Here is a 25,833-nt window from a genome sequence, read left to right on the forward strand (position 1 = left end):
TTCCATGCGCAGCTCGGCGAGCGCGGCCCGCGTGCTTTCGAACACGCGCAGCGCGCCGACCTGGTCACCGCCGGCGAGCAGGGCGCGCATGAGCAGTTCGGCGTGCTTCTGGCTCGCCGGATCGCTCCGCACGAACGGCCGCAGCCGGTCGCGCGCCGAGCGGTGGTCGCCGATGCCCAGCTCCAGCTCGGCGAGGTCGCCCACGGCGTCGGAGAGGCTCTCCTCCGGGAAGCCGACCTCGGGCCCGCCGACGCGGTCGATGTCGATGTCCTCGAGGAACCGCCCCCGCCACAGCCCGACGGCCTCCCGCAGCAGCTCGATCTTCCGCCGCGGGTCGTCGGTCCGCCCGGTGCCGGCGCGCAGCCGGTCGAACCGGGCGGTGTCGAGCTGGTCGCCGCCGAGCCGCACGAGGTAGCCGGTGGGGGTGGTCTCGATGGGCACGCCGATGTCGCGCAGCCGCTTGACGTAGCTGCGCACCAGGGTGGGCTTGGTTTCCCGGCCGGTCCAGACGATCTCGGCGAGGCGGGCGCTCGACACCGGCTTGTTCGCGTTCAGGAGCAGCACGACGAGGACGAACCGCTGCTGCTGGTCACCCAGCGGCACCGGCGCGCCGTCGTGCCACGCCTCGAGCGGGCCGAGCATCCGGAACTCCACGCGGCCTCCCCGCTGTCAGCTTGCTGTCCTCTTTTCACATCGCGCAAACGGCCGTCAAGGTTTCGAAAATCCGCATTTCTTCCACGTTCGATACACGCGCGCTTGCGAGGCTGCGCCCGGTCGACTCAGGGGTGAAGGAGAAACGGGTATGGGGTCCGACGTGTTGCCGTGTTACGTGGCGTGCGACATCTCGCTGTCGATGGCCGACCACATCGACGAACTGAACGCCGGCCTGCGCGAGTTCCGCGGCGCGGTCCACGCGTCGCTGCTCGACCGGGTGCTCTGCAGCGTGATCGGCTTCGGTGCCGAGCCGGTCCTGGTCCAGCGCCTGTTGCCGATGGACGAACTGGCCGACCTGCCCGCACCGGGGGTATCCGCGGGCACGGACTTCGGCCCGGTGTTCACGTTCCTGCGCGCGTCGATCGAGTCCGACGCGCGTGTTCTGGCGGCCCACCGCCTGCAGGTCCACCGCCCGCTGGTGTTCTTCCTGTCCGACGGCCAGCCGACGGACCCGGTGACCTGGCCGGCGGCTCTTTCTCGGTTGACGGATCCGGCCTGGGAGAGCCGCCCCCGCATGGTGACGTTCGGCGTGGGCGACGCGGACGGCGAGGTCCTGGCCCGCATCGGCACGTACCGCAGTTACCTCAGCCGCGACGGCGTCCGCCTGGGCACGGCCCTGATCGCCTCGGTGATGCACGTTCTGTCCACTTCCCGTCCACCGGGCGATCGCACGCTGTCCTGAAGGGGGTGACGGCCCATGGAGACGCACTGAAGGAGAACGATGGTGGAGCGCGCGGAGCTGGTCCAGGAGCTGAAGACCCTGCGCAAGGGCCGCGGCCTGGCAGGCCGGGTGGAGGACCGCGTCGGCCCATCTTTGCGGACGGCCTGCGCGGTGTCGGCGGACGACGGGATGGTGGCGATCCGCGAGAAGGTGTCGGGCCGGTTGTCGTCGCTGGCTTCACACCTTCCGGAGGACCTGAGGGTGGCCGCGTTGGCGGCCTTCGCGATCTCGTCGGAGGCCCGCCAGCCGCTGTACCAGGACCGGGTCCGCTGGGCGGCTTCCCTCCTGGACCGAGACCCCCGAACGGTGCGCCGGAGGGTGGACGAGGCGATCGAGGTGCTGGCGGAGCTGGCCTCGTCTTCCCCGTCGGCTGCCCCGTCGGCCGACAGCTGGCACACGGCCACCCTGGCGGTGTCGATGGTGCTGGACCAGGGAGCGCCGTTGATCCTCGAGCAGCGCCGGATCGTGGCCGACCGGGATGGCCTGCGGTCCTTGGACCTGGCGGTCTCCCTGCCGGGGGGCCGTTCGTCGTTGTCGGCGACGGTGCTTTATGGCGGCCATTTGGTGGACCGCGGAATGGAGGCGACCGACCGCTGGGGCTTCGGCTTGGACTTGCCCCGGCCGTTGTCCCGAGGCGAGTCCTGGGAGTCGGCGTTGCTGTTCCGGCTCCCGTCGGCCGCGGCGTTGCGACCGCACATGGTGTGCGTGCCGCGTCAGCCGTGCGAGTCGTTCGATCTGAGGGTGCGGTTCGAGGGGCAGCCGGAAGTGCGGGTGCTGGAGGGAGCGTTCCAGCGGGACGTGTCGGACCCGGGGTATCGGGGGCGTCCGCACGAGGTCGACCCGTCGGGGGAGATCCACTTGAGGTTCCAGCGCCTCACACCGGGACTGGCGTACGGGGCGCGGTGGTCGGATCAGCCGTGACCCTCAGCTCGTCATCTCTTCGAGGAACTCCTGCGTCTCCCGATCGGTGGAGTAGACGGCGGTGCCGCGCATGCCCCTGGTGAGCAGGACCTTGTACGTGTTTTTGATCAGTGCGGCGAACCGCAGGTCGTCGGCGCGCTTGACAGCCGGGTCCTTCGAGGCGGTCCGGCTGGGAACCCACATCCCGTCCCGGCGGACCAGGTCCGGGCCGAAGATGACCCCGGACCAGTCGTACTCGAAGCCCTGGGCGGTGTAGATACAGCCGACCTGGTCGAAGCCGCGCGTGTCGGTGGCCCAGTAATCCGACTCGGGAACGCCTGGCACCGCGCGCTTGCCTTCGGACTTCGCGTTCCAAGGGCGTTCCCACGAGCCGATGCTGACGTCGTCGACGAGCCGTCGTTCGTCCCCCTCACCGACCGGATCGCTCCACTTCCAGCAGTATCCGGCGGTCAGGCGAGCGACGCCGCCGTGTGCGGCCCGCTGGTTGAGAACCCAGCCTTCCAACGCCTCCGGCGAACCCACACTCGCCAGCGTGATGCCCTGATCGAGCGGCCCGGCCAGCTTGCTCCAGGCGATCGGCGGTTCGGCGGTCCCGCCGAGCCCCAGCAACCGCGCGACCCAGGTGTCGTACCAGACGGAACCGCCGCAGCGCATCTGGTCGTGGAGCCGGACCACTTCCACTTCGCACCCGAGCGCCCGCGCGGCGGCGGTGATTTCCGTCAGCGAGCCCATTTCGCCCGGTCGCACGATCTGGTTCTCGTCGAGCAGGAAGACGGGAACGTTGGCGATGTTGATCAGCTCGTCGATCTGCCTGCCGGCTCGTTCTCGCTGTTCCTTCTTGGTGAACCGGTTGATGCCGTTTTCCCGGATCCGGTGGGCTTCGTCGCAGATCACCACGTCCAGTTCCCGGGGGAGGCTGCCGACGTAGGAGTTGAAGTACTTGAAAAGCCCTTTGACGCGCTGGTTGCCGCGTCCGGCGTACTTGCGCATGGTCTGGGTGAACGCTTTGGACCCGGTGGCGTGGTGCACACCCAAGCCGCGGCGGGCCAGTTCGCCGAGGAGGCTCAACGCGATGACGCTCTTCCCCGAACCGGGCCCGCCTTCCACCACGACGACCGTCCGGGTCTGCGCCGCCCGTGACCGCTCGACGGCGTTGAGGACCAGTTCGTAGGCGACTTTCTGCTCGTCGAGCAGCACGAACTGTTCGCGGTCCTGGATTTCCCGTGCGGCCAGGGTGAGCAGCGGCTTGGTCGGCCGGTGGGCGAAGTTCAGGAACTCGTCACCGGCTGACAGGTTCCCTGCGCGTCCGGCCGCGGGGTCAAGCAGCGTGCGCAGGTGGCTGACGAATTTCGCGTTGTCGTCCATGGTGAACAGCTGCCCGTGGTCGTCGACCCGGTGGTCGAGGAGCGCGGCGACGTCCGCGCGGCGGGCGTTGTGCAGGTAGGCGACGCCCCGCACCGCGCGTGGCAGGTCGACCAGGGCCGGCGTGTGATCCACGAAGTACTGGCAGTAGCCCCGCACCTGCTCGACCGGGTGAAGGTGCCTGCCGGGAAGACCGGGCACGTTCAGGACGTCGGCCAGGTACATCTCGGCCTTGGACCACTGTTTGAGTTCGACGAAAACGAAACGCCGCTCAGCGGTGCGCGCGTCGGCTCCGCAAAGGACGACGTCGATCCGCTGCCTGCTGTGCGGCAGCTGGTGCTCCAGCAGCACTTCGACGTCTCCGAGCCCGGCGTCCACGACCCGCTGCAGCAGGGCGGGCAGGCTCCGGTGCCACGAGTTGACCTCGCCGGCCCCCGGTCGGGTGCCGGTGAGGTACCCGGCCTGCTCCCGGAGCCGGGTGTGGAGATGACCGGCGTTCGCCTCGGTGAGCAGATCGCTCGCGCTTCCGCGGATCAGAGCCAATGGGTCCCCCTGGGCGTGCGTCATCGACGTACGGTTTTGGGGGCAGCAACGGAGTTGTCCGGTGCCCGTCGGGCCGTGATCCACGAGCCTAGTGGAAGCCTGCCCGGCGGTCCGTGATCTCCACCGCCGTGTGGCTATGACGGGTCGTGATCAACGCTACTCCGTTTGGCGTAGCGTTGTTGGTGAATGTCGTAATTATTGGCTCGCGCCGGAAAAGATTCACTGGTTTTGGTTGCGGACAGTGGTCCCTGCTCCAATGATCGACCCCCATCGAGGGGTATCGACGTTGTCGGGAGGGACAGGGTTGGTGCGGGGTTCCGCGCGGAGTTTGCTGCGCGAATTCGAAAACGGGAAACTGGTTCCGGCGCTGGCGGCACACGTCGGTATTCGCTACCGGGCCGACGAGCAGTGCGGAGAAATCGGGGCGTGGCGGAGAAGCGTGCCCGCGTTGCTGGAACTTCTCTGCGACTGCGCTCTGGGCGATCTCCAAGTCGTCCTCGAATACCAGCTTCCGTATAGTCCCAAGCGCGTCGACGCCGTGCTGTGCGGCGTCAACCCGGAAACCGGTGCGCCGTCGTACGTTCTGGTCGAACTCAAGCAATGGGAGGAAGCGACCGTCGTCGGCCGGGCACTCGTCCGGTTCAACGGGCGGAAGGGGCAACCGGTTCTGCATCCGGCGGAGCAGGTCCGCCGGTACTGCGCGCACCTCCTGGGATTCGTGCCGTCACTGGCTCGCACGCCTTCGTGCGTGAAAGGCCTGGCGTACTTGCACAACGCCCACCGCGGCGCCGACTGGCAACTGGACGACTTCGACTTCGACGACTACAGCCGGCTCTACACAGCGGATCAACTGGGCGATCTCGCCACCGATCTGACCGCGACCCTGGCCGTGGCCGAAGACGCCGCCGACCGGTTGCTCCGGGCTCGGCGAGCACCGGCGCGATCACTGCTGAGCGCGGCCGCGGGTTCGGTGTCGGCGCGTACGGATTTCGTGCTGCTGGACGAACAACAGGTGGCTTTCGAGGCTGTCAGGGGAGCGGTGACCGAGGCGTTCGCGAAGGGTGGCGGCCGGAAGAAGGTCATCCTGGTTCGCGGCGGGCCGGGCACGGGGAAGAGCGCCATCGCGCTGAACCTCTATTCGGCGATGGCCCGACGCGATGTCAAAGTCGTGCACGCGACCGGTTCGAAGGCTTTCACCGAGACGCTCCGGCTGGCTGTTTTCGGCGAGGAGGAACGGCGCGCGGAAGACGTGTTCAAGTACTTCAACAACTTCGACCGCGCCACCGGGAACGAGTTGGACGTCGTGATCTGTGACGAGGCGCACCGCCTGCGGGCGCAGGGCGAGAACGTGCCTGACCACTGGCGCGGCCGGGTGCGGGGCCAGATCCACCAGATCATCGAAGCGGCGAAGGTGCCCGTGTTCCTCCTCGACGACCACCAGGTGGTCCGGCCGAGCGAGGTCGGCTCCCCGGCCGATGTCGTGGAAGTCGCCGCGACGATGGGCTGCCAAGTCGTCGAGGTGGACCTCGACGGGCAGTTCAGGTGCGGCGGGTCCCCGCTGTTCGACCAGTGGGTGCGGCGTCTCCTCGGCTTGGCGGGCGAGCCGCCGGTCCCGTGGTCCGAACTGGTCGCGGACACCGATGACGAGTACGTGGTCGAGTCCGTGGACGCCCCGCACGCGCTCGAAGCCTGGCTGCGAGCCCGCACCAGGGACACCGACACCACCGGCCGGATCGCGGCGGGCTTCTGCTGGCCGTGGTCGGATCCCGTCGCGGAGAACGGAAAGCTCACCCTCGTCGACGACGTCCGGATCGGCGGCTGGCACCGTCCGTGGAACACCCCGCGCGGCGCGGAGGTCCCCGACGCGCCGTCCGCGTCCTTCTGGGCGTCGGACCCCCGCGGCGCCGACCAGATCGGCTGCATCTACACGGCCCAGGGCTTCGAGTACGACTGGGCCGGCGTGATTGTCGGAGACGACCTCGTGATCCGGAACGGCGAGTGGAAGGCCCAGCCGGAGCGCACCCACGACAAGTCGCTGCGCGGGGCCTCCGGGCTGACGTTCGACCGGCTGGTTCGCAACACGTACAAGGTGCTCATGACCCGTGGGATGCAAGGGGTTTGCGTCTACTCGGTGGATCCGGAGACGAACGATTTCCTTCGGAAGCACACTGCTTGAATAAACGCGCCGCGATCCGACATGTCGTGAAAGTGCCCTCGGCAGGATTCGAACCTGCGACACCCGATTTAGGAGAGTGGGTGACGGTGCCATCCAAGGCTTCTACCAGGCACTAGAGTCTCACGGTTGTCCCTCGTGACCCCACAAATCACACGGTTGCGCACGGTTTCGGGTCACGAAGTGGGTCACGCGAGCGGCTCTAAGTGTGGCGCAGGACACGCGGGTCGGTGGGCGTGTCAGCGGACGTACGGCTGATCCATCCTCGCGGACAGGCAGATTGACCGTCGGCGTGCTGTGCTGATCCTATGGTCTGGCCTGGACCGCCGGCTGGTGCCACTGGCGGGGTGAACTTCAGCGACTTAGCGCCACGCTCGATCGGTTCGAGCAATCCAAAGTTTGGCCGTCATGGCAGTGGCGGTGCGATCCCGAGCCTCCCGAACTCAGGACGCGACTGCTAGTCAGCCCACAAGAACCAGGTTGGCGACCCCCTGTGCGGCGAAACTGGCGACGCATGAGCCAGTGATAGTGCGACAAATACCCAGCGCCAACCCCATGCATAACACCGAGGGCACAACACCAGCGAGCACGGCAGGGTTGAACGGCGCGAGCCCATAGTTGCCGATGTGTACTAAGGCCCAGCCAGCCGAGGTCAGTGTAATCGCGGTTGCAGAACCTGTGATTCGCTCGACTGCAGAGAAAAGTGCGCCGCGGTAGCAGACTTCCTCCAGAGCAGGAATGACCAAGCCCATTGCCACGACCATGAGGACCGCAGCGATCGTCGCCTGCTCGGAGGCTAGCTGATCATCCTGTGGAAAGCTGGCACCGAACAGGCCATGGTCATTGGCGAGGCGGCACGTCTCGATCCGGCATTGTGGGGCCACTACGCGGACCTGACACGGCTCCTGGAAGACAACGCGCGGCGCGCGGCGACACCCGCGGCGCGCCTGCTGCCGGCGTGCGCCCACGCCGTACAGCACGACGACCCAGACGTGTGGAGGCAGGCGATCGACCTGTGGCGGCGCACAGGTCGGAAAGACCTCGGCCTGCCGCTGCTCGACCACGCCGCTCGTGTGGCGCGCAGCCGCGGCGACCGGCGCTTGACGGGCGAGCTCGCCGCCCAGGCCCGGGAACTCGCCGCCTCCATGGGGGTGCCCTGGCAGGTTCCCGAGCCTGCCATGGGGCGGCGCGCCGACGCGGCCGAGCGGCTCACCGACAGAGAGCACAGGATCGCGATGATGGCGCGCTCTGGCTTGAAGAACGCCGCCATCGCCCACGAGCGATGCATCAGCCGTGGCACGGTCGCGACACACCTCGCCCGTGCCTACCGCAAGCTGCGCGTCGGGTCCCGGGTCGAACTCGTGCTCGCCCTAGCGGACGACAACTGAATCGTTCCCGCCCCAACGATAGTGCCCATGTATTCAGCCAGAAAGGTGTGAGCTGAGCAGTTGGACGTTCAGTGGCTCGTCCTGCTGTCTCACCCCGGTCACGTTCGGTCGACAGCAGCGAAGTCGGGCGCGCAGGAGGCCGGCGGGCAAGTCGAAGGCGTGTCCGGTGAGGTCAGAAACGTGCGAGTGCTCGTCGAGGTAGAACGTCAGGAACCGGATAGCCGTGATGAACAGGGTCCACCCCGATTTCCGGAATACTACGGGAGCTGTATCTGGTCGATGGTAATTCGGTTGCGGCCTAGGGAGCTGAAGTGCTTGTTCCAATCGCAGTTGTCGCGCCGATGACAACGATTTCGCGTCAAGTTTCCGTCCGAATATGGTTGTGGATTCGTGCTATGGCGCGGATTCCGCCGAGTTTGACATAGGGGTCGTTATCACTGCCCTTCTGGGCTTTGGATCAAGCAGTGCAGGGTATCCGAAAGTGATGGGAACTATAGTTCATCATCTTCGACTTCGATTGTAACGCCGGGCACGGACTGCGCTTTGGCGAGCAATTGGTCAGAATCACCTGAACGTGCGGTGACGGTGACCTCCAGCCCAATCATCTGGATGTCCACACTCGTCTTCGCTGGATCCACCAGCGAGGCTAGTTCTCGTATAAGGCCCCAGATGCCTTCGCGTTTGCTGTCGTCGGTGAGCGACGACAGCGGCATCTGAATCTTGGTTACGTCGTAGATGACCTCTCCGGTAGAGGGTTCGTGAGCTCCGGGCGCCGTCGGGGCTGACGTTGGTGCCGGCGAAGGGGCCACCGGGCCCGTTCTTGCAAGACCAGTAGGAGGAGTGCCTCCTGACCCCGAGGTCGGCGCGGGCATCGGTGCCTCGGTTAGGCGGGGCCGCAGCAACAACTGCATCGATGCTGGCGGAATTTGTCCGGGATCTGCAGGTCGAATCTCGTTGCCGTCGCTGTCGGTTAGCATCCAATCGGTACCAGTCGCGAGTTTGAATAGTGCTAGACGTAGGTCTTCGATAGTCGCGATAATTGGCCATGTGGGGTTGCTGTAGGGCAGCGCGAATAGCTCTTTGGGCGTGAGGTCACGCCCAAACCGTCCGGCGGTGATGAGCTGGCTGACGTATTCCGGTGCGAGGGCGCCTGCTGCGACGGCGCGGCTGGCAGCAACCAGTTCGTTCCACACGTCTTGTCCGGCCAGGGCAGACTTACCGTCGGGTATTGTCTTGTACTGCACAGCAAGGCCAGTCGTAGTGCGCAAGAGGTACGCGTAGTGCTGGAATGCCCATTTGATGTCTGTGTCGAGGTTCTGACGGGCGTTATCACGCCGCGCGCACGCCTCGATGTACTCTTCGTCGGTTGGGTCGAGTTGGCTGACAACTATTTCCCAGGCGAGAAGATCTCTCGCCCGGTCGCGGGCTCGAGTGCGGCGCTGGGTGTTGACCAAGGCGATCACCATCGAAGCTGCGTACGTGGAGGTAATCCCGGGAGCTACACCGAAAGCGACGTCAAGATCTGCACGAGTTGCGGGGTCCGCGCCGTTGAGCAAACTCCACTGGCGAGGGTCGAGCACGACCAGTCGGTTTTCTTGCCCGTCGGTGTCACGGAAACTCGTTGTTACGTCGGTGTCGTCGTTCGGCCGACTAATATACTGCAGATTGCTGAATGCACCTTTGCTGGCAAGCTGCTGGGCCCGGCTCCACACACGGTCCAAGGCCCGTTCGTTGCTGGCCATCGTCATGGCGTTGACATGGTACATATTCAGGGTTTGCTTGATGGACAGGTAGAAGCGTTCAGAGCCTCGTCCCCTGGCAGGCCGGGTGCGTTCAAGCGCGCCGAGACCCCCCTGGACGGGGCCTGCCACGACCGCGTTGAAAACCTCCTCTGCCGCGGCGTAGGAAACCCCTGGGCCGGCGAGTGCGGCGATCAGTTCTGGTTTAGTGGCGCCGCGCGCGGCTTGTTCACGGGGGACAAGACTGTAGGCGAAGCATGCCGTAGCCATCCGAAGCGCTGGAGCCGGCTGCCCCGCGGATACGCCGTTGTCAGCGAGTGCAGTGTCGAGGTTGAAGGCCGTTCCGCCTCCTCCGCCCGATCGAACAATGTCGGTGTTGGCCACAGCGCGAAATCCTTGAATCGCCCGTTCATTGCCTGCCAAAACGCCTGACGAGAGCAAGGCTTCAAGCGCGTCCGTGTGCAGCGGGACATCACCTGGGCCGATCAGGTCCGGGGCCCAACGGCTTGCCTCGTGTTCGTGTACCCAGTGCAGCACCGTGCGAGCGAAGATGGCGACGGTCGAGCGGACTCGTTGGAATGCCTGCACCACAGACCATTCTTTCGAAACCAGCTCGAACAAGTCGGGGTGGAAGGGATAGGTCTCGACGATCCGGTCGGTGAGCCGCGCAAGCGTCCGGCTAGACCCGAGCTTGCGGTACACCTGTGTGGCCCATGCGTCGTCAGCTGCACTGACGTACGAATCGGCTACGTTACGCGCTGCGGCGGTCACCTCCGCTCGCGCGAAGAGCCTGCGCCGGATGATCTGGGCGAAGTCGGCTGGTTCGGTGACCGTGACGGTCTCGCCATTGCGCTGTAGTCGCGGCGAGAGGTATTCGCGCATTGCCTCAGCAGCGGGATGATAGCCAGCTTGGTCTTCGTCGCTACGGATCATCACGATAACCAGCGCAACGTGGGGTTGGTCGTCAGCAGCGTCGGCGAGGGCATTTAGGAACCCCTGTTCCCCCGGCATTCCACCGATCGCCTTTTGATCGGTCAACGCCATTGCATAGTCCATGAGCTCATCGATGACGACAAGCACCGGCCGTGCGATCTCGGCGAATGCGAGCTGCAAGGTTCGCTTGTTCGCGCCGAGATCGACATAGTGTCGCCAACGGCCCATACGGTCGGGATGGTCCTCGAACAGTAGCCATAGGAACCGGCCGAATAGGTCTGTGGCAGGCCCGAACCTTGGATCAGTTTTTCCTGGAGACATTGAGTCACCAATCAGGACGACTGGGATCACCTCGCTCAGGTCGAGGTTGTGATCTCCTGCTGTGGCCTTGCTCATGACGGCGCGTCCGAGTTCGGAATCGAAGAACGTGTCACCGCTGTTGATCATGTGCCATATGCCGACAAGTGCGTGGCTCTTGCCCCCGCCCATCCCTTGATCGAGGTGGAAGCACGCTTTGGCCTCTACCCCTCGCACTCCAAGGCGACGGGCCACTTGACCGAGAAAACCGACCAGAAGCGGGGTCGGCTGGGTGATATCGGTGTAATACGCGCATTGGGCGTAGGGCACGGGCACGGTCTGGTAGATGGCCTTGGCCAGGCTCATCTGCAACTCCCCGACGGAGCCGTCGGTGAGTCGTACCTCGTCGCGCAGAACCAAGACATTGGTCCAGTGGGCACTATCGGCGGGAGTAGTCACGAAGTTTCCTCGAACAGGCTGTGTTGGGTGGCTGTCGCGGATGAAGGGCGCGTGGCTGCGCTGGCCTGGATCGATGCGCGATTGCGCTTGATAGCCGTTAACGCGACAGCAACAGGGTCGGATGACGGGAGCTTGGTGGTGAGCCAGTCAATGAGGCCCCACACGTGCGAGTCGGTCGGCGACCGGTCCGCGGTAGCAAGGCAGTCTGCGACTGCGTCAGAACCGGCCGACCAGGATGCAGCCATCCCGCGAACGACTTCATATACGCTGGACGCGGGAGTGAGTTGATCGGGGGCATCGTGTCGCAGCCGGAAGCCGGCCTTGGTTTCAGTGAGGATGGGGCCGCGCAGATCTTCCAGGCGTAGGTCGTCAGATTGTGCGAAGAAACGGGCCTCACCTTTAGGAACGTCGATCCGTCCGTGAACCTCATGCCAGAAGATTGCCAAGCGGGAGTGGGGGTCGAAAGTTTCCAGCGGAAGTTCGTCTAGGCGTAAGGCGACTGCATCGCGGACGGCTCGGCGGGCGAGAGTCATGTAGTGCTTCAACTCGACGCTGCCGCCGTCCGGAGTGATCACCTTACTGTACCCGCCGACGATTTGGAGGGCAGCGCCGTATGAGGCCATGAGCTGATCTTCGAGCGCGAGACCGTCATTGTCCCATCCGCGGCAATGGTCTTTGACCGTGGCGATTACTTCTGCATCGACCTGCGCGGCGATACCCATCGGCCGGTTCGGCGGGGCGACCCTGGCTCCAATGGTGACGGTGACTGAGATCGTTGCGACACCGGTGACCGCGGTTTCGGTGCGAGATGGCCACGAGGAGGTCACCACGAAACCGGCATCGGTGAGGGCGGCGAGAAGCCGCTTCCAGGCTTCTGGATCCGAATGGCCGAAGATGATCGTCAAGTGGCCGTGCGGTTTAAGGACACGGCGTGCTTCGGCGAATGACCGTGCCAGCATCGACTCGTAGAAGTCCTGCGTCCGGTGGTCGCCTTGGCCCTTGGCTCCACGGCCTTTTACAATAATTTCTTCGCGCTTGTCCTGTAGGCCGTCCGCGCCGTCGACCGTGCCGTCGAATAGGTCGGGAATGGCCGAATGTAGAGCGCGTTTGAACCAGACGTGGAATAGATCCGACGAGTCCGCATATGCGATCATATCATAGTAGGGCGGGTCGGTGACAAGCACATCTACAGTGGCGTCACGGAAAGGAAGTGCTACAGCGGAGGCTCGGCGAAAGCGTGCGGGACGTGTTTCGATTCGGTTCTCGTGGAAGATCTTGCGTAGTGCTGTAAGCATACTCGATGCAACCGAAGTCCATGTTCCTGGCCCTGCTGCGGGGCCAGCCTCAAGGTAGTCGAATGCGTGAGTTATGGTGCTTTGATTGGTGAAAATATCGCCGGAATAGACGCGGTTCTGTTCGGATCCATCGGGCTTCCCGCGACTTTCTTTACGTGATCCACGCGTTGCTCGCCGTAATTGCCTGGTGATGTTGGCGCCCGCGTAGGAACAGAGAGTCGATGCGTACTCTGCGCTTACCGTGACAGAGAGTTCGCGGTGTAGTTCCGCGATGACTTGGGCGGTGGTTGCGAAGAGTACAGCTTGTCGTGGGTTCATGAGCGAGCCGTACGTCAAGTATCCGTAGTTGCGAGCATCGACCCCTGCCGTCTTCGGGATTGGCTCGTCGGGACGAGCCGGCAGGCTGGACGAGCTTGACGATGTCAGCCAGTCGGTAGCACGTTCAGCAGCGTGGACCTCGTCGACGCGGGGTACTCGGAAGACTTTCCGGTTCGTTTCCGGGTCGGTCTCTGCCACGGCGAGCATGGCATCGGCATACTGTTTCGCCACGCCTTTCGCTTTCACTACATCTAAATCGTGGGGGTAACCGCAGCCAGGGAACGGGCAACGCGCTGACTTCCCACGCTTCCCGGCCGGGGCTGTGTACGTCGGTTGTTGTCGTGGAGCGCCATCGTGGACCTGCGTGCGCCATTCATCGCCGTCGAAGACAAGTTCGAGGGCCTGACCTTGGTCTTTGGTTCGATGGTAGGGGTGTCGCAACACCATCGAGCCGATGAGGGGGAACCGCCGCTCACAGCCGTCGCACGGAATGGTGACTGCCCATAGGTAAGCCCATGGCACCTCGCCGCCGAGGTCCGGATTTCCCGGGTACAGCGGTGCCAGATGCTTGGCGACGCGTTGCCCCACCTCCGCAAGTACCGTGCTTACGTCGGTCAGCAGTCGCGGCTGGGTGGCGAGTCCTTCAAAAGCCAGTTCAGGTTGTGCGGGTTTCGTGCGCGACACTCGGCGTGAGTCGGATGCCGGCGAGGCTTTGATGTCTGTGTGGTCGATGTCATCCACAGGTGAATAAGGAAGCGCTGGTTCGGCGGACCAGTCCCGGAGGGGGTAGTCGGCGAGAAGTCGCCCGGCGAGGGTTGCGACCGGGGAGAGGTCCGTACCGACGGCCGAAGCGCCAGCGCGCGCAGCTTCCAGCGGGATAATCCCGCGGCCAGAGAACATGTCGAGCACGACCGGGGGTTTTGTGCCGTATTGCTGCGCGACGCGCGTCTGCAAGCGCGTCAGGGCGGCTTCGTCGCCTGTGAGAACTGAAGCCTTGATATCGCTGCGGTTTTCGGGAGTGTCGGGCAGCAGGGAACACAGGACGGCGGCACGTGCCTGAGCAATAGGCCGGGAGGCGAACCAGGTGAACAGTGCCTTCTCGCTCAATCCCGAGCCAGCTGGGGTTCGGACCGAAGCGTCGACCTCGGGACAAGGAAACCAGGTGTCGATCAGCCGTGCGTTTAGGCCCGACTGTGTGTCGGCGGGAACGTTCATACCCGGCTGGGCGGTCAGGGCGTCGGGCCGGGCAGTCATGCCTGGACTCCAATCAGTCGCTTGAGCTCCGACAGTGGAATGTAGAAGCGCTCGATTCGGTGCGGGCCATCGAGCACTCCGGCAGGGTCTTGCTGGCGCAGCCGGACAGCTGGGCGGGTGCCGCAGGAGTCGACTACGTAGAGCCAGTATTCGTTACCGCGTTGCTGGGCTTGGGCCCATTCGTTTTGTTCGAGCCATACCGCGCGCAACCCTGACTCCATGCCCTTGACTTCGATCAGGCGTTGTTCGCGGGTGGTGCGGTGGCGCGCGTAGAGGTCGTAGCCAAGCCCGGCGGTTTGTCGGTCGTCGACGTCGTAGCCGAACCTCTCCAGTTCGGCGACGACGGTGGCGATGGCCACCTTTTCGGCGTCGGGGTCGTAACCGAGTTCGTCAGCACGAGCGGCACCGGTCACCGCCACCCAGCCGACCATTCGTACGGCGCTGGCGTTGACTTGCGCGATATCGTCGAGGACAGCCAGGCGCTGTGTCTTCGCCGTGGTGAACTCTCGCAGAAGACGGGTGCGGTCTGCGACTGGGCGGTCGGCGATGGACTCTTCAAACCGATACTGTGTGGCGTCGAGTTGCATCTTGGCGGCATCGATCCAAGCCAGCCGTTCCGCCGTCAGAGTGTGGACCTGTTTCCGCAGCTCAGCCTTGGCTGCGTCGGTTGCGTCGTGTCGAGTTGATGGCGGCAAAGAGGTGGGGCCCGCGGCGGAGGGATCGGTCGGGATGGGGGCGCGGAGAGTCATCAGGGATTCCCACGCAACCGGCAGTGCCTGTCCGGCTGAACAGCGGATAAGCAGCGGCGCCTTGCGAGTGGTCCGCGTTGCACCGTCGTGAAGTTGGACGTCAGCATCGAACAGTGCCAGCACATATGAGGTCAGTGAGGCATTGTCGACCAGCGCCGCGCCGCGAACGAGATCCTCCTCTCCCACGGTCAGGGCATAGGCGACGAGCTGCTGGAAGGCCTCTTCCGTGGGGCCGAGAACGACAACGTCGTCGAGTCCTGTGGCGCCATCGTTGATAGCTTGGCGGACGGAGGCACCATCAGCAGCAACGTATGCCTGACTCTTGCCTCCCAGCGCTTCAGGGAGGTTGCCTCCAGTTGCCGCGGCGAGCAGGCGTATTCCCCGAGCTGGGCCAGGACTGATGGACCAACCACTGCTATATGCGAGCTGGTCGACCATGGCACCGACGATAACTGGGTTGATTGCCTCAACGCGGTCCAAGGCGAATCGTTCGAGGGCCTCGGCGACATTCGCCGGTGAGCTCAGGGAACGCTCGTCGGCGACGAGCGCCCGAGCAGTCTCGATGAGGGCTGAGGGTTCGGGGATGCTGACTTGCCGACCAGCCTGGGCGTCGACCATGGCCCTGCCCCAGTCGAGGCCGGCGCGCGAGGCGGTGGCATCGAGGAGGTCGTAGAGCTTGCCTTCCAGAGCCTCGGCAGCAGCCTCGAGATTGTGCAGCATGATTTCCTGGACACGGCCCTCACGAGTGTGCGGGGCGACCAGGTGGTAGACGTGGACAGGGTTACGCTGGCCGACGCGATGCAGACGCCCCATGCGCTGTTCCAGCCGCACCATGGACCAGGGCAGGTCCCAGTCGATCATCACGTTGGCCGATTGCAGGTCGATACCTTCGCCGCCGGCATCCGTCGACACAAGCACCTGGAATCCGCCTGCGAGGAAACGTTCTTGCAGGGAGTCGCGAGCGAGGTGGTCGACGCCGCCTTCCAGGATGTCCGTACTGAACCCGCCGTCGCTAAACCGGGTCCGCAGCCACCTGGCCGTGTCGGTGAACTCGGTGAACACCAGTAACTGCCCGTGGCCTGGACGGATGTCGTGTTGGTCGAGAAGTCCAATCAGCGCATCCCACTTCGCCGGGGCAGCGGCTTGCTGAGCCTGGCGGAGAGTGTTCTGAAGAGTGGTGATACGGGTAAGCTCGGCGCGTTTGTCCTGGGTGCGTGCTGTGACGAGGGCGTCTTCGGCGCGGGCCCAGGCGTCGTCGTCGTCGGCAGCCGCGCCGAGGCCGTCGGCGGTCAGCAGGTCGTCCGGGACCATCGGTCCCCGGCGTTCATGTGCAGCACCGTTGAGTGCGGCCTCGCGGCGGGTGATCGTGGCTATTGCCGCGTGCAGGCTCGAGGCGGCTCGCTTGCCGTAGATGGAACGGGCAAGCGTTGCGTTGGCTGCGTAGAAGGCGTCGACGTAATCCATGACGGCGTCGTACGCAGCGGCTTCGTGAGGATTCAGTCGGACGGAGACCGTCTCGGAGAACCGAGGTGGGAAGAGCTTGGCGCCGTCGTGGTCAATGAGGTCTTCTTTCATTCTCCGCAAGAACGACAGCTTGCTGGGTACGAGAGCCGTCTCATAGTCGGATGTACGCGGATCCCATGGGTAGAGTGTGGGGTCCAATAGGTTCATCAGCCCACGGAAGTAGTGCTCCTTTCCGCGGTGCGGGGTGGCAGTCAGTAGTAACAGATGGTGGGTTCGGACGGCTGCATCTCGAGCGGCAGCCAGATACTGACTGGTAGGGGTCAGCCGGTGCGCCTCGTCGAAGATCGCCAAGGACCACGAGGCACGGTGACCGGTGATCTTGCGGCGTACGTCGGCATTGTGGGTGAACAGGTCGAGCGAGACTAGCCAGGTGTCATACCGCGGATCCAGGTCGGCCGGGTCAGCTGCGATCTCGGTGGTGATCCGCCGCGTCTCCACTCCGAACAGACGCCGCAGGTCTCGCTCCCATTTGGTGACCAGGTGGGCAGGAACGATGACCACGGAACGCCCCTGGATCAGGCCCTGCCGACGGCCCTCGGTGAGGTACATGCCGGCCATGATGGTCTTACCGGTCCCCGGCTCGTCACCGAGCAGAAACCGCAGGCGTGGCTGGTTGAGCATGTAACCATGAACAGCGTCGTCCTGGTGGGCATATGGGCGCAAAGGGCGAGTGGCCAACACCGCTGACCGGATACGAGGGACGGCGTGCTGCATCCAGCGCCCCCACAGCGCGGTCAGTGCGCGCTGGGAGTCCCCACTGCGGTCGTTGGATGGGACCAATCCAGCGGCCAACTGCTGCTCGGAGAGCAGGATCCGACGAGGTTGACCGTCTGCGTCCAGGACAAAGAGCTCGACCGCCCCGTCCCCTGCCCAGTCCGCATCCCGAACAGTCACCAACGCGCCGTCCACACGCACCTGTTGGCCCTTTGTCGGCAGCTCGACCGTCATCTGACCCCGTCACCCTCCTTCGATGCGTACTGTGTCCTGGACAGACCGTCCGGCCGCCCCGCCGGTTGGTTGTTATTCTTGCAGGTCGACCATGAGGACCTCGGACTGCGGCGGCGACACGCGGCAGAATCCAGGGCGCGTTCGGACGAAAAACTGACCCCGGCCGACGACCAGCGGCGACGGAGCGCCTCCGGTAGCGGTTCTGCCGCCTCACGGCATTCAAGATCCTTGCTCACTGCTAGCTGTATGAGGCCATGACGTTGGTGACGCCGGTGTGGAGCCGGGATGCTGGTGGCTGGTTTCCGGTGGCGGTATGGGGTCGATGGTAGTTATAGTGGATGTTCCAGACGGTCAGGGCTGCGGTGCGGTGGGCTTCGCTGGTCCAGGCGCGGGCGTAGAGGAATTCTTCGGCCAGGATCGGGTTGTAGCGCTCGACCTTGCCGTTGTGGCGTGGGGTGTAGGGCGTGATCCGCTGGTGGCGGGCGCCGCGCAGGACGGTGGCGAAGTCGTTCGCGCGGTAGCAGGCGCCGTTGTCGGTGACGATGCGGTGGATGTAGGTGATGCCGTGGCGGGCGAAGAACGCCCGCGCCGGTGGACGAACCCGATCGCGGTCCGGGCCTTCTCATCAGGCAAGGCTTCGGTGTAGGCCAGCCTTGAGAAGCCGTCGATGGCGGAGTGCAGGTAGGTGTAGCGGGCCCGCTGACCTCGGGTTTTGGTGCGGACGACGTTCCGGTCCTGGTCGCTGCCTTTGCCGTGGATGCGCCAGCCGCCGCCGTCGGGGATCTGGCCGGTCTTCTTCATGTCGAGGTGGACCATGTGCCCGGGCCAGCGGGCGACGATCCGCCGCGGTGCCCGGTTGGTCGCGCCGGTCGGATCGAGGAACCGGCGCCGGTTCAGCCCGAGATGCAGCAGGTGCCGGCCCACGGTCCGCACCGAGATGGTGATGCCCTCGGCGGCCAGTTCGGTCGCGATCCGGCGGGCGGAGTACTTCCGGGTCCGGCGCAGCTGCTCGATCCGGGCCACCACCTCGGCGGGGGTGGCGGTGGGCTGGTGGTGTGGGGCGCTCGGGAGGTCGAGCAGGCCGGCTTCGCCGTGGCGGCGGTAGCGGTTGACCCACTTGGAGGCGCATTGGCGGGAGATGCCCATCTCGGCGGCGACGTGGGCGATCGGTCGGGTCTGGCAGCGCGCGATGAGCCGGCGGCGGCCCTCGACAGACAGCGGGACGTTACGGTGGTGCACGGGCGGGTCTTTCTGCTCGGGCGGGGGCGAGTTGGTCGCACTTCTCATCCTGCCGCCGGAAGCCCCGTCCATCGTCTCAGGCCCTACCCGCCGTCACCAACGTCATGACCCGCAACAGCTAGCCAGTTCGGTTCTTCAGCTTCGCGCGTGGAGTGCTACCGACGTTGAGCTGCTGCTTGATGCCGGTGTCGAGTGAGCTGCTCCGGGGTGCCGTTGAAGGCTCGGATGGCATCGAGCAACGCTCGATCGCATCGGCCGGTGAGTTCGGTGTGATTAGGTCGACCTCCGTGGCGGCTGGGCTTATTGATCGATGCCATGATCGACATCTGTCTGGAAGCCGACAACGACGTCGTCGTTGCCCCTGATGGTCACCAAGCGTGGTTACCGCAGATACGATCAGGGGCGTTGCGCGAGCGGTCCGCTCATCGCGAGCAGCATGATCCAGACGTCCCAGCAAGTGCTAAGGTTGCACGTCCGCCCTCGTAGCTCAGGGGATAGAGCACGGCTCTCCTAAAGCCGGTGTCGCAGGTTCGATTCCTGCCGGGGGCACTCACTTGATCAGGCATTTCCGCAGGTCAGACCTCTTGCTCTCTGAGGTCAGTGTGGGGCTGGTCAGCACCGCCACCGTAGGTCTCCTATCGGGTGCAACCCGCTTCGGCCGCCGCAGCCGTGACCGGCGACCTTGCCAACGAGCGGTCACCAGTCGTGTTGAGTCAGCTGTGACTTGCGAATGCAATGGCCCTGGGCTGTCGTCGACGCCGCCCGGGGCGCTCCCTCGCTGGTCATTTTCTGGCGTCATCACGCTACGTAGCTGTGAAGGCGATCTCATGTCTGAGTATCTCAGCGGGGAAGCAGACAGCCTAGCTGATCAGGTTAAGCCGCGAGTCGAGACTTCTGAGGGTCGGCCGCTGGTAGGCAAGTAACGGCGACCAACTAGACGGGTTCTGCTGGAAACAGTTCGCCTCCGCCGATCGAGTGGCTCTTCGTCTTGAGCAGCACGCCTCACCGGCCTATGTCGGTTCAGGACTCGGTCGCGCCTGGCTGCCGTCGCATCGACGATGCGCCCGTCGAAAGTTCGGTGGGCTGCACACTGGCCCAAGTCTTAACGACCAGTTGCAGGAAAGCTTCCCCTCGTGTCCGGGAGACGGCAGCAACACCGTGGGCAAGCTGGATGCCGGCGAAAGCCAGGGGTGAACCGATGACCTGTAACTGGCGCAAGATCTCCAGATGGTGACACGGCAGTCGTGGTGACTGCACCATCAGACTCCGCTCTGCCAACGAGTCCAGCTCTGACCGTGCGTCCCGCCCCCGGGCGATCTGGTAGTTGCGCCATCGGCCCTCGACCTGGCGCTCATGGTAAGAGATAGAGCTCTCCGGTAGCCGGAGGCCAAGGTCGTCAGCGACTCTGACGACTGCCGAGCGCACGCTCTCCGATGCGCGTTCGTGCCATGCCTGGCGCTTATCCTCGCGCTGTAGCACAGTAGCTGCTGCGTCGGCCAGCTCGCTCACCGCGTCAGTCAGCTGGACGACTAGCTCCTTCGCACAAGTCGTCCACTCCTCGTGCTCCTTCGGCGAGCGGGTGCCGCATGCCTCGTATTGCCAGTTGGCGAGTAGCTGAAGGTCCTCCTCGGTCGGGGAGTGTTGGTAGGCGGTCCGGATCCGCGTGAGCGTGCGCCCGAAGCTCTGTGCCTTCGATGTGGCTGAGCGTTCCGTCACCCGGAGGAAACCGACGTCGCCGCCCCATTCCTCGTTCCATTGCACCAGGATGAGGGACACTAGTGCTTTGAAGGCTTCAAGAGTGTCAATCGTCTCCGGCAACTGTTCCCAATGGAGAGGCTTCAACGGCTCGCCGGTGCACAGCCGCTTGTGTTGCGACAGTCGCTCGTATTGGGCCTCGAATCGTGCGATCTCAGCCTGCACGGTGCTGTCCCCCGTCCGATCGGCGCAGACCGCGGACCGGGTCCGCGAGGGCTCCCCGCATGTTGAAGGCGATGTGGAAATCCGGGAGCATGTCCCCGCGCTGTGGCGGCTCGAAGGCCGTGAACCGCCTGGGGATGAATGCTATCTCGATGGCCAGTTTGTCCAGCCACACCTTGCCGCGGCGACCGTCCGGCGAGATCGACGTGACGCGCCCGCTGTACAGCTGCGGCTCGCCGCTCTCTGTAGACGCGAGATAGGTAGCCACGACCCTTGACGACAGCTCGACGGTACGGCGGTCGAGATCCTGGAACACCGCCTCCGACCTGCGGTGTTGTCCGAGGTGGAAGAGCGCGAGGCCATGCAGGAACTCTAGGCGGTACTGGTCGAAGGAAGTCGCCGCGGAAGCGGTCTGCACGACATCGACGCAATCCCTCCAGTCCTGAGCGGAGAACGCCAGCACTTCCCGTTCACCACGGAGAAACTTCTTCCCGGTCTTCAAGTCCCAGAACAGGTCGAGCAGCAGGCGGGAGCACCGCCAGTCCTCCCTGACTTCTGCCGGGGCGTTCAGGAGGTTATCCACAGCCACCTGCTTACCTTCTGGGCCCTTGCTCGCGTCGAGCCTAGCGAGAAAGTAGTAGGCAGCCGGGTCGTTGTTCGACCTTAATGACTCCAGATGTCGTTGCTCGACCACCGGGTTGTTAAGCAGCCGCGCAATCTCGCCCTGTCGATCGTCGTAGGTGGCTCGCTGGCTCGGGCTTAGCCCTTCGGCGTTGACCGAGTCCAGAGACGCCGCAGCGTTGGCCAGCAGGTCCACCCGGACGGAGTCCTCCAGCTCTTTGCTTTGCATCACCTTTGAGGTCGTCCACGCCACCACGTCGACGGCGTAGTAGTTCTCCGGGTCGATCTGGCGCGCGGCCAAAGCTGATCGTGTGACGTCCTTCATCAGTGCCGCCAGGTGTCCGCTGTCGGCCGTCGGCGTCTGCTCGAACACCTGCGTTCCGATTGTGCTCCCCAGCTCCACCAGCAGGTTGCGCTTCGCCATCTCGGAGAGCAGGCCGTCCTGGATGGTTTCCTCGAGGAGATGTTGGGTGTCGACGAGCAATGCCAGTCGTGCAGCCTGGTCGATCTGGTTGGAACTCTGCTGACGCTTCACGTACTCACGGGTCAGGTTTGCCTCGGCGAGCACCAGGCGGTGGTGGGGGCGGCCGAGCTTCCCTCGCAGGGTCTTGAACGCAGCCGCCACCGTCAGCCAATGCCGAGAGTACCTGGATTCGTCGGGCGACTTGTGGCCGATCTTCTCGACGAGCGCGACGACGAAGTCGACCTCGACCCCGCCCCACCTCGAGTCGTCCGGCCGCAAGTTCTCGATCATCTCGCAGATCACACCGATCTCTGCGTCCGGGCCGAGGTCCTCCCTGGCGAGCAGTTCGGCCTCGAGTTGGGTGCGCACTCCCAGCACCTGTTCGCCGTTGGCCTCCTCCTCCCAGCGGAAGAGGTCGAACTGGGAGACGATCTCGGCGATATGGTTCCAGCCGTCCCGCCCGATCATCCGGAGAGCCAGCTCCAACGGGATAGAAAGTCCCCACTTGCCCGCGACCAGAACGATGGCGGTCAGCTGTTCGGCCGTGCTCCGCTCGGCGAAGGCGAGGTTGATCAGTTCCTCGTGGGGCCGCTCGGAGGGGCGTAGCGAGTTGATGTCGTAGCCAGCATCGGTCAGCGCCTGCGCCAAGGCCGTCAGCCTGACCGGCTCGGGTGTGCTCTCCCTGGCCAACCGCTCGAACATGGTCTCGTAGTGCCGGGCTTCCCTGGTGAGTCCGCGCTGGATGCCGAACTGCGACTCGGGGACAAGCCGGTACAGCAGCGCTAGGAAGGACGAGTTGACCTCGGTGTAGTTGCCTGTGAGTTCCAGCCCGAATCGGCCGAGCCACTTCATGGCCTTTTCGATCTCTCCCTTGGACAGGTTGACATCGACGACCAAGTTCCTCGTCGAGCGCCCATGGACGCGATAGCTGCTGCCCACGATCAGGACGCGGCGACCGCGTGCGCGGAGCTTCTGCTGCAGCGAGTAGTAGGCGTCGTCATCGACCATGCCGTCCCAGATGAGCACTGTCGGCAGCCCGGCCACCTCGTCGGCCCACAAAGCGAACCGCTCGACGTCGGCCGCGGCAGGACGGTCACCACGTCGGCCCTGGTGCAGCACCGCAGCCTGGCCACTGCGCGCAACGTCCAACGCCAGACTGCACAACGCGAGACTCTTCCCGGTGGCCGTCTGCCCGGACACGATGATCGGCTCGAACGTCGAAAGGTCGCTCAGAGCGTGGGTCACGCGCCGCAGCAGGTCGTCCTCGAAGTCCCGGCGCAGCTTATAGCCGCTGGCCACCGCCTTGAACGGCGGGGCTCCGTCGCTGGCGCCGATCAGAGTCCGGAACCGCTCGTAATCGATGGCCGGCGACGCGGAGGGAAACGGTTCGAGCAAGCTCGTGTCGATGGGCCGCGCGGCGCTGATGACCTGATTCCACGTGGCGACGTCCAACTCGACGAAACCGCGCTTGGCCGGGATCAGCCTACGACCGGTCCCGCTCCCCGCCGCAGACATATCCAGCCTGCCGTCGGTCTCTGCCTCGCGCAGAGCTTGCGCGAGGGGCTCGAGACGAGTGTGCAATAAGCCACGGCTTACGGCCTCACGGATGAACCTGTCCTCCAGCAGCTCCGACGTTACGGAGAACAGGTGAGCCTGGTCGGCGCCGAGCTTCGTCAGAAAGAGGAACAAGTCCTTGGTGGTCAGCCAGTCGCCGACCTGGTAGCCGTCGATGACCACCACTCCGCGCGGCGTTACCAGACGTTCGGCCAGAACGCCAAGGGTCTCTGCTGCCCGGCCGGTCGCCTCCACCTCGGCCACCACATCGGACGGCGGACGCTCGTCCTCCGGCAGGAACGTTCCCCCGAACAGATGGCGGATCTGCAACTCCGTCGCGCTGCGCGGGTTCCTCCCGAGCTGCGGCCCGCTGATGGACCTGACCCGGCGCCAGTTCGCTGCGAACGCCCGCTCCAGCGCGGAGTCGATGCGTGAGGTGACAACGCCATTCCACGAGAACTTGGCAACGTCGGCGAGCCGCTCGGGAATTTCTGCAGCACTCAGCGCCTCCGCAGCGAGCCGGTAGACGTCGGGGGCGCTGCCCAGCGGAGGCGTCGACCCGGCCGGCTCGGCCCCGCCGTCCGTCCAGCTCGCTGATGCCTGTCCGAGCAGCAGGAACGTTGGCCCGACAACGAGTCGGGGCAGGAGCGCTTGATAGGAGTCGTCCATACCCGTCCTCACGGTTCAGCCTGCCGGACTGGCAAGCCTATCTCGATCACCCAGGCCACCGTCGTCGCACACGCACATGTCCAAGACATGATCGGTACACCGCACTCTGCCGAAAGGCTACTAAGCGTCACTCCTTCAGGTTGACAGCAATCGGTCGCGCGTACCTGATGCACGAACCGACCAGATCAGACTGCGACCGGCTACTGGTGCGAGGTCTTCGCGCATGAGGTGGCGCAGCTTCATCAGTACCTGGCCGAAGTCTTCGTCCACCGGTTTCCCGGAGTTGCCCGACGGTCTGGTGGCGGATCGTGAGTCAGAGGCTTGCGAATACCGTGACGATGGTCGGCTCGCATGGGTTGCGGACGACCAGCTCGAAGTCGCCGACGTCAGCGTTAGCTCCGGCGGTGTGCCGCCGGACGGCACTCCGCAAAAGCCGGGCGAGCTGACCTGCGTCGGCGGGGTCCGCTTCGGCGACGAACGTCTTCACAGTACTGCCGAGGTGCAGCAGTTCGAGATCCGGTGCGGTCTTGGCGCGCTCGATCTGGTCCAGCACCGCAGGGCGTTCGGGGAGGCGGGCGGCCAGGTCGCCAGCCGCCCGTTGATGAGCCTCGGAGGCCCAGGCAGCGTAGAAGCGCAGGGTGGTGCTGCCGCCGCCGCTGTGGCCGAGCCGTCCTGCGACGGTTCGGATGTCGACGCCGGCGGCGATCAGTTCCGTGGCGTTGAAGTGCCGCAGGCACTTGAGCTGGGTGTCGAGCCCCATGGCTCGGGTCATCCGACGGTAGCGCTGGGTGACTGACCCTGGCCGCAGTGGCGTGCTGTGGTCGGGCTCCAGCGAGAAGAAGAACGCGTCGCCGTCCAGGTCGCATCCGGCCTTTGCTGCGGCGGCGTCGAGGGTGGCCCAGTAGTCGATGAGCAGCTGGTTCGTGCTCTCGTCCAGGACTATGTGGCGAGCGGTCTCGTTCTTGATGCCCTTCTCGATGAGCTCATTGGTCTCGTCGAGCTGGGCGATGGCCTTCCGCAGGTACAGAACCTTCTTCACTGGATCGTGGTGACGCCGTCGCAACGCCACCACCTCGCCGCGGCGGGCGCCGGAGATCATCGCGATGAAGAGGAGCACACCCCAGGCGACTTCCCGGCGGAACGCCTCGTTCACGATCGCTGCGGCGTCTGTTGTGCTCGGCGGGACTGGGTCGGTTTTCTCGAACGACGACGGCGAGAGTCCGTAAATCGGATTTACCGACCACCACTCCCATTCCGCCAGCGCCATCGTGTACGCGCCGGAAAGGATCGCGTGGACCTTGTGAACCGTGTTATTGGCGAGGCCATCGCACCGGTGTTTGCTGCACCGGGCATCGCAATCGTGTTTGCGAGGAGTCCGGTGTTAGATCCAATTCTTATTGGTGCAATGGTGGCGGCACCGTTGACAATCCTTATAGAGTGCCCGGCCCGTTTTCCGGGCGTCTTTGGTGGCGCTCTTGGCGCCGATGTAGGGAACGATGTGTCGGGCGATTAGGCTGCCGTCTTTTTCGATGGTCGTGCGCGCGGCTTTGCGCTCGTCCTGGTACTTGAGCACCAGGTGGGCGATGTCGACTTTCGTTTTCGGGTGGAGCTGTTCGTCGACCTCGTTGAGTAGACGCGTGAGGGCGACTTCGGCTTGGTGTTCGTCGTCGGGACCGGGCGGGGCGATGACGGTCGGCCGGTGCCGCTTCCCGGTGATCGGGTCCGCCCCGGCGTCAACGCGCACCTGCAGCGCGACCCGCTGTCGAGGCGATCAATGGACCCGCGCCGCCGACTGCGCCTGCCGCTGTGACTACTGCGAGTGCGCTTCCCCCGGGCGGATGTCGCCGTCGTCCCTGCCGTACTTATGCCCCGATGATATTGAAGTTTCGGGTCATGGCGGGGTCAGCGAGCGCTGGAGCGCCTCGCTGACCTGCACGGATGGCGAAGGCTCGAGGCTGCGACACCCGCTTTAGGAGAGCGGTGCTCTATCCCCTGAGCTACGAGGGCCTGCTGCTGCCGACGCAAGCTTAGC

Annotated in this window: 14 protein-coding genes, 1 tRNA gene and 1 pseudogene; 5 read left to right on the forward strand and 11 right to left on the reverse strand. The window is 64.9% G+C overall.

Features of this window, described 5'->3' with window-relative positions:
* Window positions 1-654: BTAD domain-containing putative transcriptional regulator (locus G3I65_RS34210; protein WP_309235874.1), on the reverse strand; the 654-nt coding region annotated here is incomplete at its 3' end.
* A gap of 148 nt (window positions 655-802) precedes the next feature.
* Here G3I65_RS34210 and G3I65_RS34215 point away from each other — a divergent pair.
* Together G3I65_RS34215 and G3I65_RS34220 are read left to right on the forward strand one after the other, a co-directional pair.
* Window positions 803-1,396, forward strand: coding sequence for a hypothetical protein (locus G3I65_RS34215; protein ID WP_160699765.1), 594 nt, complete (start codon window positions 803-805; stop codon window positions 1,394-1,396).
* Between the two features lie 39 nt (window positions 1,397-1,435).
* Window positions 1,436-2,356: a hypothetical protein gene (locus G3I65_RS34220; RefSeq protein WP_160699766.1), complete on the forward strand. Its 921-nt coding sequence runs from the start codon at window positions 1,436-1,438 to the stop codon at window positions 2,354-2,356.
* A 3-nt stretch (window positions 2,357-2,359) separates the two neighbouring features.
* Here the strand turns inward: G3I65_RS34220 and G3I65_RS34225 are convergent, their stop codons facing one another.
* Window positions 2,360-4,285, reverse strand: a complete 1,926-nt coding sequence (locus tag G3I65_RS34225; protein WP_160699767.1) for a DUF2075 domain-containing protein — start codon at window positions 4,283-4,285, stop codon at window positions 2,360-2,362.
* 112 nt (window positions 4,286-4,397) lie between these two features.
* On the opposite strand from G3I65_RS34225, the gene G3I65_RS34230 reads away from it, so the two are divergent.
* Window positions 4,398-6,437 carry a DNA/RNA helicase domain-containing protein gene (locus G3I65_RS34230; protein WP_239071627.1) on the forward strand — a complete coding sequence of 680 codons (2,040 nt, stop codon included), beginning with the start codon at window positions 4,398-4,400 and terminating at the stop codon, window positions 6,435-6,437.
* 458 nt (window positions 6,438-6,895) lie between these two features.
* Here the strand turns inward: G3I65_RS34230 and G3I65_RS34235 are convergent, their stop codons facing one another.
* Window positions 6,896-7,198 (reverse strand): CPBP family intramembrane glutamic endopeptidase, encoded by a 303-nt coding sequence (locus tag G3I65_RS34235; protein WP_160699768.1) that lies wholly within the window; start codon window positions 7,196-7,198, stop codon window positions 6,896-6,898.
* Between the two features lie 72 nt (window positions 7,199-7,270).
* Here G3I65_RS34235 and G3I65_RS34240 point away from each other — a divergent pair, with 72 nt between their 5' ends.
* Window positions 7,271-7,822 carry a LuxR C-terminal-related transcriptional regulator gene (locus G3I65_RS34240; protein ID WP_160699769.1) on the forward strand — a complete coding sequence of 184 codons (552 nt, stop codon included), beginning with the start codon at window positions 7,271-7,273 and terminating at the stop codon, window positions 7,820-7,822.
* A gap of 491 nt (window positions 7,823-8,313) precedes the next feature.
* Here the strand turns inward: G3I65_RS34240 and G3I65_RS34245 are convergent, their stop codons facing one another.
* The 4 genes and pseudogenes from G3I65_RS34245 to G3I65_RS34260 form a co-directional block, all read right to left on the reverse strand.
* The gene (locus G3I65_RS34245; RefSeq protein WP_160699770.1) at window positions 8,314-11,250 is read right to left on the reverse strand and encodes a DUF499 domain-containing protein; all 2,937 of its coding nucleotides are present in this window, start codon (window positions 11,248-11,250) and stop codon (window positions 8,314-8,316) included.
* A complete protein-coding gene (locus G3I65_RS34250) occupies window positions 11,247-14,117 on the reverse strand; it encodes a DUF1156 domain-containing protein (RefSeq protein WP_160699771.1) in 2,871 nt (956 codons plus the stop codon). The genes G3I65_RS34245 and G3I65_RS34250 overlap by 4 nt, the downstream gene beginning before the upstream one ends.
* Entirely contained in the window at window positions 14,114-17,338 is a 3,225-nt protein-coding gene (locus tag G3I65_RS34255) for a helicase-related protein (RefSeq protein ID WP_160699772.1), read from the reverse strand. Before G3I65_RS34255 ends, G3I65_RS34250 begins: the two co-directional genes overlap by 4 nt.
* A gap of 238 nt (window positions 17,339-17,576) precedes the next feature.
* Window positions 17,577-18,577 (reverse strand): annotated as a pseudogene (locus G3I65_RS34260) (IS481 family transposase).
* A 476-nt stretch (window positions 18,578-19,053) separates the two neighbouring features.
* Here G3I65_RS34260 and G3I65_RS34265 point away from each other — a divergent pair.
* Window positions 19,054-19,126: transfer RNA gene (locus G3I65_RS34265), tRNA-Arg, on the forward strand.
* A 471-nt stretch (window positions 19,127-19,597) separates the two neighbouring features.
* Here G3I65_RS34265 and G3I65_RS34270 read toward each other — a convergent pair.
* The 4 genes from G3I65_RS34270 to G3I65_RS34285 form a co-directional block, all read right to left on the reverse strand.
* Entirely contained in the window at window positions 19,598-20,497 is a 900-nt protein-coding gene (locus G3I65_RS34270) for a hypothetical protein (RefSeq protein ID WP_160699773.1), read from the reverse strand.
* Entirely contained in the window at window positions 20,487-23,801 is a 3,315-nt protein-coding gene (locus tag G3I65_RS34275; RefSeq protein WP_160699774.1) for a hypothetical protein, read from the reverse strand. Before G3I65_RS34275 ends, G3I65_RS34270 begins: the two co-directional genes overlap by 11 nt.
* Window positions 23,802-24,114: 313 nt before the next feature.
* Entirely contained in the window at window positions 24,115-25,068 is a 954-nt protein-coding gene (locus G3I65_RS34280; RefSeq protein ID WP_160699775.1) for a site-specific integrase, read from the reverse strand.
* A gap of 114 nt (window positions 25,069-25,182) precedes the next feature.
* The gene (locus G3I65_RS34285) at window positions 25,183-25,545 is read right to left on the reverse strand and encodes a hypothetical protein (RefSeq protein ID WP_160699776.1); all 363 of its coding nucleotides are present in this window, start codon (window positions 25,543-25,545) and stop codon (window positions 25,183-25,185) included.
* Window positions 25,546-25,833 lie beyond the last annotated feature (288 nt).

It is taken from the genome of Amycolatopsis sp. SID8362 (assembly GCF_010550475.1).
GTDB classification, from domain to species: domain Bacteria; phylum Actinomycetota; class Actinomycetes; order Mycobacteriales; family Pseudonocardiaceae; genus Amycolatopsis; species Amycolatopsis eburnea.

Excerpts from the sequence above, each read along its gene's own strand:
- G3I65_RS34275 (WP_160699774.1), bottom strand. The coding sequence starts at position 23,801 with ATGGACGACTCCTATCAAGCGCTCCTGCCCCGACTCGTTGTCGGGCCA.
- G3I65_RS34230 (WP_239071627.1), top strand. The coding sequence starts at position 4,398 with ATGACGGGTCGTGATCAACGCTACTCCGTTTGGCGTAGCGTTGTTGGT.
- G3I65_RS34250 (WP_160699771.1), bottom strand. The coding sequence starts at position 14,117 with ATGACTGCCCGGCCCGACGCCCTGACCGCCCAGCCGGGTATGAACGTT.
- G3I65_RS34240 (WP_160699769.1), top strand. The coding sequence starts at position 7,271 with ATGGTCATTGGCGAGGCGGCACGTCTCGATCCGGCATTGTGGGGCCAC.
- G3I65_RS34215 (WP_160699765.1), top strand. The coding sequence starts at position 803 with ATGGGGTCCGACGTGTTGCCGTGTTACGTGGCGTGCGACATCTCGCTG.
- G3I65_RS34235 (WP_160699768.1), bottom strand. The coding sequence starts at position 7,198 with ATGGTCGTGGCAATGGGCTTGGTCATTCCTGCTCTGGAGGAAGTCTGC.
- G3I65_RS34255 (WP_160699772.1), bottom strand. The coding sequence starts at position 17,338 with ATGACGGTCGAGCTGCCGACAAAGGGCCAACAGGTGCGTGTGGACGGC.
- G3I65_RS34280 (WP_160699775.1), bottom strand. The coding sequence starts at position 25,068 with ATGGCGCTGGCGGAATGGGAGTGGTGGTCGGTAAATCCGATTTACGGA.
- G3I65_RS34225 (WP_160699767.1), bottom strand. The coding sequence starts at position 4,285 with ATGACGCACGCCCAGGGGGACCCATTGGCTCTGATCCGCGGAAGCGCG.
- G3I65_RS34220 (WP_160699766.1), top strand. The coding sequence starts at position 1,436 with ATGGTGGAGCGCGCGGAGCTGGTCCAGGAGCTGAAGACCCTGCGCAAG.